Source organism: Paenibacillus sp. FSL H7-689 (assembly GCF_000517905.1).
Lineage (GTDB): Bacteria > Bacillota > Bacilli > Paenibacillales > Paenibacillaceae > Paenibacillus > Paenibacillus amylolyticus.
Window position 1 is genome coordinate 72,636 of the sequence record NZ_ASPU01000003.1, and the last position, 15,778, is coordinate 88,413.

General features: G+C 47.9%; 13 protein-coding genes. 7 read left to right on the forward strand and 6 right to left on the reverse strand.

Translation table 11 applies throughout. The annotated features are described in order from the left end of the window. Positions 1-26 precede the first annotated feature (26 nt). Together C170_RS01965 and C170_RS01970 are read left to right on the forward strand one after the other, a co-directional pair. Positions 27-3,158 (forward strand): ATP-binding protein, encoded by a 3,132-nt coding sequence (locus tag C170_RS01965; RefSeq protein WP_036606013.1) that lies wholly within the window; start codon positions 27-29, stop codon positions 3,156-3,158. After that, positions 3,155-4,276, forward strand: coding sequence for a response regulator (locus C170_RS01970; RefSeq protein WP_051446947.1), 1,122 nt, complete (start codon positions 3,155-3,157; stop codon positions 4,274-4,276). Before C170_RS01965 ends, C170_RS01970 begins: the two co-directional genes overlap by 4 nt. A 171-nt stretch (positions 4,277-4,447) precedes the next feature. Here the strand turns inward: C170_RS01970 and C170_RS01975 are convergent, their stop codons facing one another. From C170_RS01975 to lpdA, 4 genes are all read right to left on the reverse strand, one after another. Beyond that, positions 4,448-5,629, reverse strand: coding sequence for a DUF4317 domain-containing protein (locus tag C170_RS01975; protein ID WP_036606014.1), 1,182 nt, complete (start codon positions 5,627-5,629; stop codon positions 4,448-4,450). A gap of 363 nt (positions 5,630-5,992) precedes the next feature. Next, complete coding sequence (locus C170_RS01980; protein ID WP_036606015.1) at positions 5,993-7,165, reverse strand: ABC transporter permease; 1,173 nt, start codon at positions 7,163-7,165, stop codon at positions 5,993-5,995. Beyond that, positions 7,149-7,781 carry an HlyD family efflux transporter periplasmic adaptor subunit gene (locus tag C170_RS01985; protein WP_036606016.1) on the reverse strand — a complete coding sequence of 211 codons (633 nt, stop codon included), beginning with the start codon at positions 7,779-7,781 and terminating at the stop codon, positions 7,149-7,151. The genes C170_RS01980 and C170_RS01985 overlap by 17 nt, the downstream gene beginning before the upstream one ends. A gap of 49 nt (positions 7,782-7,830) precedes the next feature. Next, positions 7,831-9,216, reverse strand: a complete 1,386-nt coding sequence (gene lpdA / locus C170_RS01990) for a dihydrolipoyl dehydrogenase (RefSeq protein ID WP_036606017.1) — start codon at positions 9,214-9,216, stop codon at positions 7,831-7,833. A 200-nt stretch (positions 9,217-9,416) separates the two neighbouring features. On the opposite strand from lpdA, the gene C170_RS01995 reads away from it, so the two are divergent. Together C170_RS01995 and C170_RS31635 are read left to right on the forward strand one after the other, a co-directional pair. Then, positions 9,417-9,992, forward strand: coding sequence for a TetR/AcrR family transcriptional regulator (locus C170_RS01995; protein WP_036606018.1), 576 nt, complete (start codon positions 9,417-9,419; stop codon positions 9,990-9,992). 277 nt (positions 9,993-10,269) lie between these two features. Further along, complete coding sequence (locus C170_RS31635) at positions 10,270-10,350, forward strand: putative holin-like toxin (protein ID WP_370739116.1); 81 nt, start codon at positions 10,270-10,272, stop codon at positions 10,348-10,350. A 219-nt stretch (positions 10,351-10,569) separates the two neighbouring features. Here C170_RS31635 and C170_RS02000 read toward each other — a convergent pair whose 3' ends face one another. Then, complete coding sequence (locus C170_RS02000; protein WP_036606019.1) at positions 10,570-11,277, reverse strand: DNA alkylation repair protein; 708 nt, start codon at positions 11,275-11,277, stop codon at positions 10,570-10,572. A 516-nt stretch (positions 11,278-11,793) separates the two neighbouring features. On the opposite strand from C170_RS02000, the gene C170_RS02005 reads away from it, so the two are divergent. Together C170_RS02005 and C170_RS30330 are read left to right on the forward strand one after the other, a co-directional pair. Further along, positions 11,794-12,957, forward strand: coding sequence for a glycoside hydrolase family 27 protein (locus C170_RS02005; RefSeq protein WP_036606020.1), 1,164 nt, complete (start codon positions 11,794-11,796; stop codon positions 12,955-12,957). After that, entirely contained in the window at positions 12,958-13,161 is a 204-nt protein-coding gene (locus C170_RS30330; RefSeq protein ID WP_074093540.1) for a hypothetical protein, read from the forward strand. A gap of 2 nt (positions 13,162-13,163) precedes the next feature. On the opposite strand, the gene C170_RS02010 is transcribed toward C170_RS30330, so the two are convergent. After that, positions 13,164-13,973 carry a helix-turn-helix transcriptional regulator gene (locus C170_RS02010; RefSeq protein WP_036606021.1) on the reverse strand — a complete coding sequence of 270 codons (810 nt, stop codon included), beginning with the start codon at positions 13,971-13,973 and terminating at the stop codon, positions 13,164-13,166. Positions 13,974-14,085: 112 nt separating this feature from the next. Between C170_RS02010 and C170_RS02015 the strand changes: the two genes are divergently transcribed. After that, complete coding sequence (locus tag C170_RS02015; protein WP_036606022.1) at positions 14,086-15,621, forward strand: carboxylesterase/lipase family protein; 1,536 nt, start codon at positions 14,086-14,088, stop codon at positions 15,619-15,621. The last annotated feature ends 157 nt before the right edge of the window (positions 15,622-15,778 follow it).

Here is a 15,778-nt window from a genome sequence, read left to right on the forward strand (position 1 = left end):
AACAATCTCTAAAGGAGCAGCATTTCGTGTTATTAAAAATTTCAGGCGTTGTCCTGACTGTTTTACTCGCTATTACCGTACTGCTGCTGTCAACGATCAGAGAACCACAATCTGCTGCGCTTCATGCCCGTCAAGGTGTTCTGGACCTCTCGGCCTGGGACCCTGAACAAGACGAGCGGATCAAGCTGGACGGGGAGTGGGAATTTTACTGGGAGCGATTGCTTCCTGACGAATCTGCAACATCGAATCAGGCTGGTCCAACGAAAGCACCCGACACCTATGCAACCGTTCCCGGCTCCTGGAATCGACTTAAAGTGGATGGTGAACGACTGCCAACCCACGGCTTCGCCACGTATCGACTGGTACTGCGTAATGCACCTGTTGAGGGAACACTGGCGATCAAAAAAATGAACATCCGTTTTGCCAGCGAGATCTACATTAATGGCAACAAGCTGCTGGAAGACGGGCATGCCGTGGCAAAATCCGCAGGTTACCGACCAGGCAACTCCCCCCAGATTGGCTTTTTCCCCTATCATGGCGGTGACATTGAGATTTTGATCCGGGTGGCTAATTACGATTACACGGACTCTGGCATTCCGGGTCCACTCTTTTTCGGCGAACAAGCAGCCATGCTGAAAAAACATCAATTCAACACAGCTATCGAATTCGGCACGCTTGCTGTACTGGCTACCATTTCGATCATATTCCTCGTCAGTTACCTGGGGTCTGCACTCTACCGAAACAGGGACGACTCCCTGCTGCTGATTGGTCTAATCTGTCTCCTGTATGCACTCTATAACGGCATGATCAGCGAACGTGTGTTATCGATGGCGGGCACGGAAATCTCCTTTAGCACGCTCTATAAATTAAAAGATTTCTGCTCTGTGGCATGTCTGGGTCTGTTAACCTTTTACTTCTACCGATTCAAAACAGGCATCCTGTCCGGTATGCTCACGGCGTTGATCCTGATCATCTTCGGAGCTTACTTATGTATGGTCACGCTCCTGCCTATTTCCATCTACGGGCTGGCTGCACCTTACGTCGTCGTTATGTACACGTTGATGCTGCTCTGGTTGCTCTATCAATGTGCAAAACAGTTCCTAACCAGTGAGAAAGGCGAACGGCTGTCTACTTTTCTGTGGTACGCAGCCCTCTTAAGCATCATGCTGTACTGTCTGGACATTAATCTCTTCTCGATCTCGCTCAAGGAAAATATGAATATCGGGCAGGCTTCCATTGTCCTGTTCAGCATCCTGATGCTGTTTCTGGCGGTGCTTCGGTTCTTCGAGGCCTATCGTACGGTCCGCACCCTCAAAGATCAGTTGCTATTGCTGGACAAGGTGAAGGACGACTTCCTGTCCAATACTTCGCATGAGCTCAAAACACCGCTGAACGCGATTGTTAACATCAGTGAAAGCCTGCTTAAAGGCGCAGAAGGTCCCCTTACCGATGAGCAAGCGCACAATCTGGCGATCGTGACGGGAAGTGGCAGACGATTAACCTATCTGGTCGATGAATTGCTGGATTATTCGAAAATGAAACATGGCGACATCCCGCTCCACCGGTCTTCGACCGATCTGTACTCGTTTGTCGAATCGGTCATGCGTATGCACTCCTTCCTGCTTGGCGCGAAAAAGGTGGAGCTTATCAACCGCATCCCGGCGCATTTCCCGCCGATCTATGCAGACGGCAATCGACTGATTCAGATTTTGCATAATCTGATCGGCAATGCCGTTAAGTTCACGGAACGTGGCACGGTAAGCATCAAAGCTACGGTCGTGCAAGGCAAAGCGGAAATACGCATTGTGGATACCGGCCGTGGTATCGGTACGGACAAGCTGGAACATATCTTCCTGCCGTTCGAGCAGGAAGCGGATACGGGGCCAGTCGTTGCTGGAGGCACCGGTCTAGGACTAAGCATTACACGCAAGCTGGTCGAGCTGCATGGCGGAACCATTCATGCGGAATCAGCACCCGGCATGGGTGCTACGTTCATCCTGACCTTTCCGCTGGCAGAGAATAAAGGAGAGAAACGTTCCAACGTCATGCCACTTACCATCGCTCCTACAGGTCCTGGTAATCGGCTACTCCGGTTCGAAGAACCAACGATTGTACAAGGGAATAAAGACGAATGGATCATCGTTGTGGATGACGACTCGGCTAATTTGCAGACAATAGTGAATCTCTTGAAGCTGGAAGGTTACAGTTATGCGGTCACTTCACGCTCCCCTTCCGTACTGGAGTTGCTGGACAAACTACCTGCCGTGCATCTCGTCATTGCTGATATCATGATGCCTGACATGTCGGGTTACGAATTGCTGGAACGGATCAGGGAGCGCTTCTCTCCTTCCGAGTTACCTGTACTCATGTTGACGGCGAGTAATAAAGCTAATCAATTGAAGCTGGCCTTGGAGAAAGGCGCCAATGATTTTGTATCCAAGCCGTTCGAATCGGAGGAACTGCTGGCACGGATCGGCGGTTTGACTCGGATGAAAACATCCGTCCAAGCTGCGCGAGATGCGGAAATATCTTTTTTGCGGTCACAGATGAACCCGCACTTTCTGTATAACGCCCTGAACGCCATTGCCGAATTGTGCGTGGATGCGCCAAATCGGGCAGAACAATTGATTTTGCAATTATCGAGTTACTTACGACGGAGTGTGCACTTTAAACATCTGGACTCAAAAACTAGCCTAATGAACGAACTGGAGATGATCGAGGCATACGTAGCGATTGAGCAAGCCCGCTTTGGCTCAAGGTTGGAGGTCATTATCGATGTGGATGCGGATGTGAACCGGAACATGGACATTCCACCGCTCACGTTACAGCCCCTGATCGAAAACGCAATTCGGCATGGGCTGATGTCCAGCATTCGCGGTGGTCGGGTCATGTTGTCTATCCGCAATCTGAATGATACGGAAACACGGTTCACCATCGAGGACAACGGAATCGGCATAACCAAGCAACGGATGGACGAAATTCGGCAATCCACAGACGGCAGTAACGGCGTTGGACTATGGAATATTTCCAGCCGGTTGAACCTGCTGTATGGCAGACACCTTCAGATGGAAAGTCTGGACGGCGAGGGAACGCGGATTACATTTGATCTTCCAAATCAACGTCTAAGCACAGATGGGAACGGAGGTTATGAAACATGAAGATGAAAGTCATCATCGTGGACGATGAGGATTTGTCGCTGAAGCGACTGAATCGCATTTTGACAGAAAGCGGAGAAGTCAAGGTATCTCGTGCGTTTCATGACCCGGAGGAAGCCTGTGAATATGCGGCAGAGAATAGCTTCGATGCGGCATTTCTGGACATTACGATGCCTCGCATCTCGGGTATGCAACTCATTGGTGAACTGCGTAAACATCATCCTTCGCTTCCAATCGTGCTGGTGACCGGTTATGAGGAATATGCGGTGCAGGCCTTCGACAAAGAGATCATCGATTACGTCATCAAGCCGGTCACGGCTGAGCGACTGAACCGCAGCATCAAACGGTTGCAGGAAAAGCTTCACAAGTCCGTGATAACACCTGAACCAGCGGTGCCTGGACCCAAACTGAACGTTCGTCTGTTCGGTGAATTCACCGTGTTTGGCGGTGCCGGAGCAGACAGTCCCATCAAGCTTAGAACGCCCAAAACCGAAGAGTTACTTGCATTCTTGCTGTATACCAAATCAACCACCCGCGATGCCTTGGCCGATACGTTGTGGAAGGACCTCAGTCCGCAGAAAGCCTGGACCAACATCAATTCCACACTGTACTACGTGCGACGTGCCATCGGTGATAACAGTGACGTGCCGATCATTCTCAAGGACAGAAACGGTATCCGTATCGACCGGGAAGCGATTAACTGTGATCTGTACGAGTTCGAGACTTTGTTCCGGCAGATGCGTCAGGCCTCGGCACATCGCCCCGAGCTCTTCGAGCGGATGGATACGTTGTATACGGGTGAACTTCTGAAAGGAAGGCATTATGAGTGGGCTTTTGCGTGGTCCAGACAGCTGGAACTGGATTTCATCATGACGATGGAAACTGCGGCCCACTATCACGCGAAGGCAGGCGAGCCGTTACGGGCGCTGTATTATTTTGAACGTATCCTCCAGATTGATTCGATTCGGGAAGATATTCATCGCGAGATCATCCTGTTGTATCTGTCGCTTGGACGAAGAACCGAAGCGCAGCGACAGTATCTGGTGCTGGAGGAATTGCTCAAAGAGGAGCTTGGCTCCAGTCCGGCAGCGGATATCAAACAACTGCTGCGACAGTCATGAAACAGCAAAAAAGCCCATGCCTTGGCGATAATGAACTGCTCCCATCGTAGTCTTCTACGGTCTACTATGACAGGAGCAGTTCAGTGTTGCTTTTGGCTTGGGCTTTTTGCAATAAATGGACGTTTATTCGTCCTTGCAGGATTATTTTACATCACCATTGTCTAGAATCAATTACTCATTTATAAGTTTTTCTGTATTAAGGGTAAAGCCTTCAATCACAACATCTTCGTCCACTTCAATCATGATGCAACGTCTGCCTTGATAATTTACCTGCTTCACATATCTCAGGTCTTGCGGGCTAACCGAAATCGTAGCAACCTTGGTCTCAATCTTAATGGACTTGGACGTAAACTTCGGCATAACACTGGTTGCCTTCATCTCATAGTTCTTGTTATCAACGATCGTTTCGAAGGCACGTTCTACTTTCTCCGTTGTCAGATCCTCTATACCGCTTGCGGTCAGTACACGTTCCAGATCTTTATAATCCAGCTTCGGAGGTTCTTCCTCATGGGACTCTTCGTTAATCTCGATGACTCGGTTGATCTCCTCGTATACATGTGCAATGGTGGCTGAATCGAACTGTTCACCGGCCACTTCCTTGACGATATCTTCGAAGATCGCCCGTTCTTCCAGTGCGGTAACGGATCTTTCTCCATTCAATACATTTTCAACAAAATGCGGATCCGGGAAATTAGATTTCCCTGTACAATACAGTACACGGTTCACATCGGAGTAGTTGTCCGTCACGCTAGGGTACAGAAACCCTTGCTCTGGCGTGCTTAATTTGATAATCGGATCTACAATGATGTTGTATTTGAATTCTCTCTCCACGTAATCAAACAAGAGTGTCTTCCGCTGTTTCTCCGTGGAATTCACGCTGCACAGAATGAACGGATGGGCGAACACCTCATTCTTCTCACTCTCTTCCGTGGCTTCGTTTCTAGCCTTGGTTGGCAGATAATACTGTCCACGCACGAACGTAGCTACCATATCCCGCTCAAACTTCGTATCCACCAACATTCGATCCACGAGCAGCAACATCAGATCCTGCCATTCATCCGGATCACCTGTTACCAGCGCCTGGTGAAGCAATACTTGTGCTGGATCCTCCGCCGCTTCCTGGAACTTCAACTCAAACAACTTCTGATCCAAATCACCTGTCAGCAATTTTTTGAAATTGCCCATGTACAGCTCCTGCTTCTCTCTGTCCACCAGTTCGAACGGGTGACGCTCCCAGTGATAGACCTCATTGGTTTCCTTCGTAATATACACGTTGAGAATATCGTAAATATTCAGTAGATCGTGATCGAGTTTAAACTGCTTGCGTATATGCGCGACTTCTTTTTTATTCATGATTCGTTAGACAACTCCCACAATATATAATTTTATCTGCGTGCAGCTCTATATCCTAAAAGCCAGTGCTCCCTTGGAAGTCTTCATCTGAGCAGTAGGTCACAAATGGGCGCAGCTATGGAGTAGCTGGATCAAGCCGTTCTTGCTCTCCATTTCTGTACTCTCAGTGAGAAATTATATCATATAATGATGACGATTAATGAGAAACAATCTATGGTATTTCCCTCTTTATCACGATCCATTTTTGAATATGGAAAATAGCTCGCCGTATGGGAGCACGAATGAGATTTAAAAGAAACCAGAAAGACGCAACAGGAATGACTCCCGTGCGTCTTTTTTCGTTGTTTAACGATTCTTAAAAAATTAATTACTGCTCGGCAATATATCCATATTCAACAGGGGTGCTCTGCTGGAAGAAACTTTCCTTGTTTCCCGCAGAAACAGTAATCCCATGAACAAGGACACTCCGCCAATAATAATCAGCAATGCCCCCAACTCCTGACTGTAGGCTGTCAGCGCCCCGTCCCTAAACGCCATTCCACGAATCAGACGGTTAAGCCAGTTCATGGGTAATGCCCATGCGAACATTTGGAACGGTTCTGGGAACGCCAGCGGCGTTAATTGAATTCCCGTAGCCAAAAAGGAGGGATACAATACAAAACTGGTTCGTAGGCTTACTTTCGACATATCTTTGGCAGTGTATCCAATCAGCATACCCATGAGTGACAAGGCAAAAGCATAAACAACTAACGGAATGATAAAAAGATAAGCCTCTGCTTCAAACCGCATTCCCCCCACCTGCTTTAATAATCCATAGGTTAGAAGCAGCGAAAGGGAACTCAACACAGCGTAAGGTACACTCCGAACCCATATCTGGAAAGGTGACTTTCCGTTTGCAAACAGTTTCCCTTCCTGACGAAGCCGGGGTACAATTGAGCCCGCTGCACTTGTTGTAATCATCAATACTACGATATTCACAAATCCAAGCACCATAAAACCGACATAACTGGAGGTTGGATTAAACAGCATCCGCTGCTGAAGGGATAACGGTGACACGATTCCTTTAGCTGTCTCGGCATCCATCCCTTTTTGGATCAGACGTGTCATGGAAAGGGTCATATTCTCTGTCAGTATGATTTCCTGAATCGCAGTGCGAATACCTGTTAACCCCGAGGGCATCGTGTTATCCATCAAGATGCCGATATTCGTCGATTTCCCTTGTTGTTGACGCAAACCCAACTGATTGGGAAGCATAATGACCGCTACAGCCTGCTCGTTGGCAAGCAATGTTTCAGGACTCATTCGGCTCGCATATACGCTTTTGACGCTCATATATTGTGACGCATTTATCTTGGAGATCAATTGCCGTGAATATTCGCTATGATCCTCATCAATAACCACAACTGGTGATTTATTAAGTTGATTCTGCGAGAACATTAATCCAAAAAATAGGGCTGCAATCATTGGCCCAATAAAAATTAGCCGTATATACTTACTGTCCGCGACGTACTTCCATTCGTCAATCAGTGATTTCATCAAGTTTCACCTCTGCTGTCATCCCCGGAAGCAAATCGGTATTCGAATCCATCGATATTCGGACCAGAAACATGCTCAAATCGGCTTGCCCTTTTTCCCGCGACATACGCAAGTTCGCAAACTGAGGAGCAGTTGAGATGGAAATAATACTCCCTTTCACCTGCGTTGGCTGATCCAAATAAGGGAAATGAACATCAATGCTTTGATTCACTTCAAGCTGTTGAATTTCACTTTCCTGTATGTAAAGGTCGGTGTAATACGTATTCTTTTGCACAACTGCTAGCGGGACTCCTGCTTGGACTTGATCTCCCTGTATTACAGCAACTCGGTCAACCAACCCGTCATACGGTGCAAGTACCTCCTTATCTCCCTCCCCCGCTGATTTCACTTTGAAAAGTACCTCTCCCTCTTTCACGGAGTCACCTGCAGACACACCAACCTCTGCAATCGTCCCGGGACTATTCTGATAAAATAATGTCGTTTGCTCTGCCTCAAGTATGCCTTGTTTACTGCTCTCGGCCTGACTTACAGCATCCTTTCCTTTAACAGCCAGAAGTGAACCTCCAACAATGAACACCATCGCAATTCCGATATACAAACCTGCTTTTAACTTCATCTTTTTATCTCTCCCATTCCCAATCCTCGTGTATGGTTAAATTTGCTGACTATTTTTGCTTTTTCATTTTGATGACCGCGTTCTCGGCTGCCTCCATGATCACTTCTCCCAAAGTGGGATGAGGGTGAATCGTCATGGCCAGATCTTCCACGGTTGCGCCCATCTCGACCGCAAGTGCAAGCTCCGATATCAGTGTGGATGCCTCCACTCCGACGATTTGCGCACCAATGACAATTCCTGAAGTCGGGTCAGCCACTATTTTCACAAAACCTTCGGTTTCCCTTAACGCCAATGCTCTTCCGTTGATCCCAAAAGAAGATTTTCCGATAACCACCGGAATGGCCTGCGCTTTGGCTTCCGTCTCACTTACCCCAACACTGGATAGCTCCGGATTAGAAAAGACAACAAGCGGAATCACCTTGTAATCCACTTTGGAGGTGAGACCCGCAATGGCCTCTGCAGCTACTTTAGCTTCATAGGAGGCCTTGTGAGCAAGTGCCGGACCGGCTGTAATATCTCCAATGGCATAAATGTGCGGGATAACCGTTCTGCACTGTGCATCCGTCTCAACCAGTCCTTTGTTTGTTACGGGCAAGCCTATGCGTTCCAGTCCTAACTGGCCGTCTGTATTGGGTTTCCTGCCGATTGTGACCAATACATATTCCGCTGTAACCTGATGCTGCTCCTGATTTTTTGAATAATGAAGTGTAATGGAATCCGCCTTGTGCTCCACCTTTTCGGCAATCGCTCCGGTTACGATCTGGATGCCGTCCGCCTTTAATTGTTTGACTACAGGGGCTGCAAGTTCCGCCTCGAATCCAGGCAATACTTGTGCGCCTCCCTCCAGAATCGTTACCTTGGTTCCGAATTTGGCATACATCTGTCCGAGCTCCACCCCAATATAACCTCCGCCGATCACAATCAGACTACTCGGAACCTCCTGTAGAGATAATGCTTCAGTGGAAGATAAGATGCGACCTCCAACTGGAAATGCTGGCAGCTCAATTGGACGAGACCCCGTTGCCAATATGAGATTTTTAAAAGAAATGCTTTGCTCCTGTCCAGTTTGCTGGATCATGGCTGTGTGCTCATCCAACAGACTGGCCTCGCCTTCAAGAATGGTCACACCCGCAGTCTTTAACAAATAGTGGACACCACCTGCCTGTTTATTCACAACCCCCTGTTTAAAATCCTGAGCATTCTTAAATGTCGCTGCCGCGTCAGCTTGATTAAACTGTCTGAACCAATCATAACGATGCGATTCCGCAATTAAGGCTTTGGATGGTATGCAACCCACATGTGTACAGACCCCGCCAAGCTGTTTACGTTCAACAATTGCCGTCTTCATCCCCAACTGCGAAGAACGAAGAGCCGCCACATATCCCCCTGGACCTGATCCAATAACTAACGTATCCACAGATTCAAGCTTGCCCATATTCTGATACCTCCCGATTTGAAGTTGATTTAAAATATGATTACCATAATATATTATAACCATCATATTTTAAGACCGTCAACAATCGTATTTGGCCCTTTTGAAAATGAACAGACATCCAGTTAGCAAATTGACAGGCTTTATTATGATGAATATAATATTTTAAAAAGCATAATGATGAAACTATGGAGTGAATGATCATGCCCTATCCTAAAGGACATAAGATAAAAGTACGAGGTAAAATTGTTGAAAGTGCGGCTCGAGCTTTTCGCACCAATGGTATCCAGGAAGTGAGTGTCCCGTTTATTATGAAGGGAGCTGGATTAACTCACGGTGGGTTCTATTCCCACTTTGACAACAAGGAACAATTGGTTGCCGAAGCCTGTGAATATGCCATTAGTGATACCATTACACTTCTAAAGAACGTGGCTGATCAGGAAGAGCAGAATTCCAAAATTAATAAAGTAATCGATTATTATTTGAGTCCGTATCACCGCGACCAAACAGAAATGAGCTGTATTTTCCCCGCCCTTTCCAGCGAAATATCCCGTTCGTCCGAAGAGGTTCGGCAGGTGTTCACCCATGAATTGGAGCGGATGATCACTTTTATCTCCAATCTGGCTGAGATCGATATGTCCAGCGGTCGTGCACTGTTCAGTACAATGGTTGGTTCGCTTGTACTTGCACGCTCTGTTAGTGATCCTGAGCTTAGCGACAGCTTTCTCTCGGCGGGCAGGCAGCAAGCCAAAGAAATGGTTAAAAGGAACGATATGTAGCCTTGATGTTGCTATGCGCTTATTATCTAGCTTTCAACAAAAAACACGCCTATAAATGGCGTGTTTTTCATATCTGTTTGCAACTAAATAAATTCCATACTAGCCACCGTAACGCTCTTCTCGTACTCAAAGTACGAGGTCATTAACATTCCCAAACTTTTATAAAAACGAATTATTGTTCATCTATTAGCTCCAAGAAAAATATGGTATACTCACAGAGCAATGGAAAGGCTTATATGGGCGGTCGGCTAATCTCCCGGAAGGGAGGTGATGCCTTGTGACAGTATTTGAAGCAATTATGCTAATGCTTACCTTCGGTTTGCTGATTGTAGCGCTGCTGTCCAATAAAGACAAATAGACCGCCCTCTGGCTAAGGGATGCGGTCTATTTAGTCGGTACCCTGCTTGTTAAGCCCACCGCCCTTAAAAGCGGCTATTGCATCAGAGAGTCGTGTTAGCGCACGGCTCTCTTTGCATTATAAGCTGTTTCTGTCCTCATTATAACATGGAGATTGTGGATTTCAATCCCACGATCTCCATATGTTTCGTATGTTAAAACTGACGATACGGCGAAAATTTCAGCATCTTACATATTTACGTTTGAACCCCGTACGCCCTTTTTCCACTGCCTTTTGGATATTCTCAGAGGCATTCAGCAACTTGCTCTTGGGCATGTCCTTGTTCACTTCAACGGGGCCAACTACCTGAGCTGTCTCCACCGCCAGATCGTGCAACGGTTGATAGGATGTTGCAACGGTATACAGGAAATTGTTCATCGAATATTTTGTTCGTTCCGGAGATTCGTGAATCGTCTTTTTCACCTGTTCCAGCATCTCCATCAGTTTATTCTCCGAAAACTCAGCATCCTTTCGACTGCCGAGCAACCAACAGTAACAGCTCCATCCCGCTGACATTCTCAGTTCATCCCCACTAGCAATCCACGCATCGGAAACCTCTTGCGCAATGTCTGTCTCGGCTAACGTCACAGCAACGATAAAGTCAGAGATCATGTAAAAATAAGCAGCGTCAATCCAACGGTCAAAATCAGCTTCCGTCATCGCTTGAGGATCGGCAATCACGCCCGCAAAGTACATCGCATCATAATTCCCCGTTGCATATAGTTGCTCTGCCAAAGGTTGATCCTTTTTGATCCGCTTCGCCATTGGTTTCATCGCCCCGGTTGCCACGCCAAATAGCGGTTCATGCGCACCGTTGGAGATATAGATTTTTTTCGTTCGTTCTTTGCCCAGCGCTTCAAGCTCCTGCATCACTTCATCTAGATTCATTTCGTGACACTCCCAATCCTATAAATTATTTATCTGATCAAATCAAACAGACACTTATGTTTAACGAAAAACCGATGGACAATCGCACATTATCCAATTCGAACCATTCTGCCATATGCATAATCATTCCGACGAGATTATTTCCTTTCGTATGGGGGACTCCTCACTGGAGTATTTTTCCTAATAATACTGAAGACTATTCAATTTTCCCTATGGCTCTGACAACCTGTTCGAGCATTATCACCGATCATAACATCCATACCCTTGTTTCGCACAGATCCCTGAAAAGATAGATATAACTTCTTCGCAGACTGACATTTTTCCTTTGTTATGCTTTTACCGGCAACTTCTGATACCTGCCGAGAGCCTGATTGGAAAGAGCTGATTCCCCCAGCACAAGCAGAGCAACATATGTCCATGTCCAAGCAACGTTAAGCTATGGCAGGATACGTCACTCATCGTTTATGTTCAGTTTAGTGTTGTTAACAAAACCGAGATGAGGAAGGATGCGAGAGCATGAGCAACAATCAAGTGTTAGGCTTTGCCCCTGCCCTGGGCTGGAATTCGTGGAATACCTTTACGTGGGATATTAACGAACAATTAATTCGGGATGTCGCTGATGTGTTTGTATCGGAAGGTTATCTGGCCGCTGGTTACGAGTATATTGTCATTGATGATTGCTGGAGCCTGAAGGAACGGGATGCGAGTGGCAATCTGGTGGCTGACCCGGATAAATTCCCGAGTGGAATGAGAGCGCTTTCCGATTATATCCATAGCAAAGGACTAAAGTTCGGCATGTATTCATGCGTAGGTACACATACATGTGCCGGGTATCCAGGCAGCTTCGAGCATGAATTCCAGGATGCTGCTCTTTTTGCCGAATGGGGCGTTGATTATTTGAAGTATGATTACTGCTTCAAACCGCGCCATATCTCAGGAGAGCTGCTGTACAAACGGATGAGCCTTGCGCTCAAAAACTGCGGACGCGATATCCTGTTCTCCGCCTGCAACTGGGGAGCCGACGACGTATACGATTGGATTCGGGAATCGGGCGCTCATATGTACCGTTCTACCGGCGATATCCGTGACAATTGGGATTCAGTGAAGGAACTTGCCCTGTCTCAATTGGGCAAACAAAGCTACACCGGCTCCTTCTGCCATAACGACATGGATATGCTGATTGTAGGTATGTATGGTGGAAGCAACAATGATTATATTGGCAGCATCGGCGGATGCAACGACATCGAATATAAAACCCACTTCTCTCTCTGGTCCATGATGGGTTCCCCATTAATGATCGGATGTGACGTGCGCAAGGCTAACCAGATTACAAAGGATATTCTCCTGAATCCTGACCTGATCGCTATCAATCAGGATGTAGAAGCGCGTGGAGCTTACCGCATTAAACCAGAACCGCAATGGTTTCACACAGACGATGTATTTATGCTGGTGAAGGTACTCACAGATGGTGATCTAGCTATTGGTTTCTTCAACCTGAGCGACAGCCAGCGGGAATTGTCTTTGCAATTTTGGGATATGGGTCTGCCTTACGCTGCCGGTTATGCCCTTTCCCTGTATGACTGCTGGGAACATCAAGAGCTTGGCGTGTTCCGTGAACGCTTCGCTCCCGTTGTCGCAGCACATGATTGCCTCGTCGTCCGGGCCAAACTGGTGAAATAGATGGCTCAACATCGCCTGTGCACCTCCTGTCAGGTCCCGCTCTCTTCAGACGATGTGGGCATCTACCTCAAATTGATCTCGCGCTCTGCCCAGCAATTTCTGTGCATTGATTGTATAGGAGTGAAGCTGAACTGTGGACGTGAGCCTATTGAGAAGCTGATCCGTTATTTCCGAGAGTCCGGGAACTGCGCCCTGTTCCGTTAACGTTATGCCTTGGTCCCGTGCAGCATCATGTACGATGTTGGCGTGTGTGAAGTTGCTTTTTTAAATACTTTGGAAAAATATAACGGATCATTGTAGCCGACAGAATAAGCTACCGATTGAATCGGCAGGCCCGACGTTTTCAACAGTTCACAGGCGCGCTCGATTCGGCAGGATGTAATATACTCCAAAACAGACTTGCCGGTTGCTGCCTTAAACAGACGAAACAAATAACTGCGCTCCAGATTAACTGCCTTTACGATCTCGGTGACGGTCAATGTTGGCTTCCAGTAGTTCTGCTCGATGTACTTTCTCGCCAGCCAGACATAATCCTTGGCGTCCACCTGCGGCTCTTTCGGATAATGCTCCATATAGTAGGAGAGCAGCAGACGCAAACGTGCATCCGCCCGCAGTAATTCATAAGATGATGCACCCGCGTTCCAGGCAAGGTGGAAAAAAGGCTGCAATGTCTCCGGCGAGACCGTCACCACGGGTTGTACCTCTGAGAGCTGTGTCAGCCCCAGCAACCGCCCGGCATCCTCACCGCTAAACTCCACCCAGACGTACTCCCATGGATCTTGCGGGTCTGGATAATAGTAAATCTCCTTTTGCGGAAATATGATAAAGCTTTCCCCCGTAACGAGCCGAAAAACGCGGCCGCCCGTCTCCAGCGTCCCTTGGCCGCGGATAATATAGTGCAGCGCATAAACGTCACGCACGCCTGGCCCCCATTGGTGAGGGTTAGCTGGCTTGTGACCACCGCTGATAAAATGCAAATTACTGGCTCTACTGCTCTCATGCCAAATCGGATTCAACCACGATTCCCCCTTTCTAAGACGCCCTGTTCTGGCGTTAGGTTTATCTTATATATCGTTGATCAGATGCTCGGTAACGCTTACATGCTAAATCCAGAGAGGAGAATGTTGTATGCATAGAATGGTTACGGTAGAACATGGACAAGTGCAAGGACTGCCCGCGGCGGACCCGCGGATTACCAGCTTCAAGGGAATTCCTTTTGTCGCCCCTCCTGTAGGTGAGAACCGCTGGCGCGCTCCGCAACCGCAGTCGAACTGGGAAGGTGTACTGCAAGCTTTTGATTTTGCCCCCATCTCCATGCAAGCCCCAACAGTCATCGATGATAACAATATCTATACCCGCGAATGGGCCGTTGATCCCGACCTGCCCATGGACGAGGATTGTCTGTATCTGAATGTCTGGACACCCGCCAAGCGTACGGACGAGAAGTTGCCTGTTTTTGTCTGGTATTTTGGCGGGGGCCTGCAAGTCGGCCATACGGCCGAAATGGAATTTGATGGCGAGCGAATCGCTCGTAGAGGTATTGTCGTTGTGACGATTAATTATCGACTGAATACCTTTGGCTTCCTGTGCCATCCTGAGATTAGTGCCGAATCCCCACATGCACCCGCCAACTTTGGTCATCTTGATCAACAAGCAGGTACCCAGTGGGTCAAACGCAACATTGCCGCCTTTGGCGGTGATCCAGACCAGATCACCATCGGCGGACAGTCGGCAGGCGGAGGAAGTGTACTCAGCCAGATGACCTCTCCGCAAAATAAAGGCTTGTTCCAGCGAGCCGTCATCATGAGCGGTATAGCTACCGAGTTGTACCCGAAGGTCCGCGTGCCTTCTGTCCGCTCCACACTAAGGGATGCAGAGCAAGCAGGGGTTGAATTTTTCGACTTCCTGGGCGTATCTTCCCTGGCTGAGGCGAGACAACTGGATGCTGAACATCTCCGTGACAAAGCACTCGAATACAAAAGCTTCTGGGGAACCGTCATCGACGAACAATTCTGCACAGGCGATCCGTTTACTCGTTTTGTTCAGCAGGAGCGCGAGGCGATCCCCGTAATGCTGGGGCATACGTCTTCCGAATTTTGGACCCGTCCCGCCGCAGCCAATCTGGAAGAACTGAAGCAGATGGCTGTGGAGCTGTTTGGCGAGGATGCTCCTGCCTTTTTGCAGCTATGTGAGGCCGATACCGGCCAAATCGAACATGCTCTGCAACAAGCATCGGTCCGCATGATCCAACATGCCATTCTGCTCGCCATCCGCGCGAACAGCGGTCATCCGTCTGAAACGCCTCTCTACTATTATAACTTCGACGCCGAGATTCCGGGCTGGGATCAGCCAGGCACTTTTCACTCCGTTGATCTGTGGTTTTTCTTCGAAACACTTGCCAAATGCTGGCGGCCTTTCACAGGCAAGCATTATGATCTGGCTCGCCAGATGTGTAATTACTTATCCAACTTTATTGCTACAGGTGACCCAAACGGTTCGGACTCCACCGGAAAGCTGATGCCTCATTGGACTCCTTGTACTACGGAACAGCCGTATCTCATGGAATTTGGCGATCAGGCTCAATTACAGCAGGCTGAGCCCGGACCGATGCTCGCGTTTTTAGTTGAACAATATTTCAAGAAACAGAATGCACCTGTTGTTTAAAACATGAGGTTTGCCCTCTCACGATATATGTAAGAGCCATGCTGTCGCATGGCTCTTTTTGTATAGTGTGAATGGTAGAGCGTTGTTCTTTCTCCTACGCCTATTTAGCAAGCTCCTCCACTACAGCACCCTAAGGTAACAAAATTAGACAGCAAGA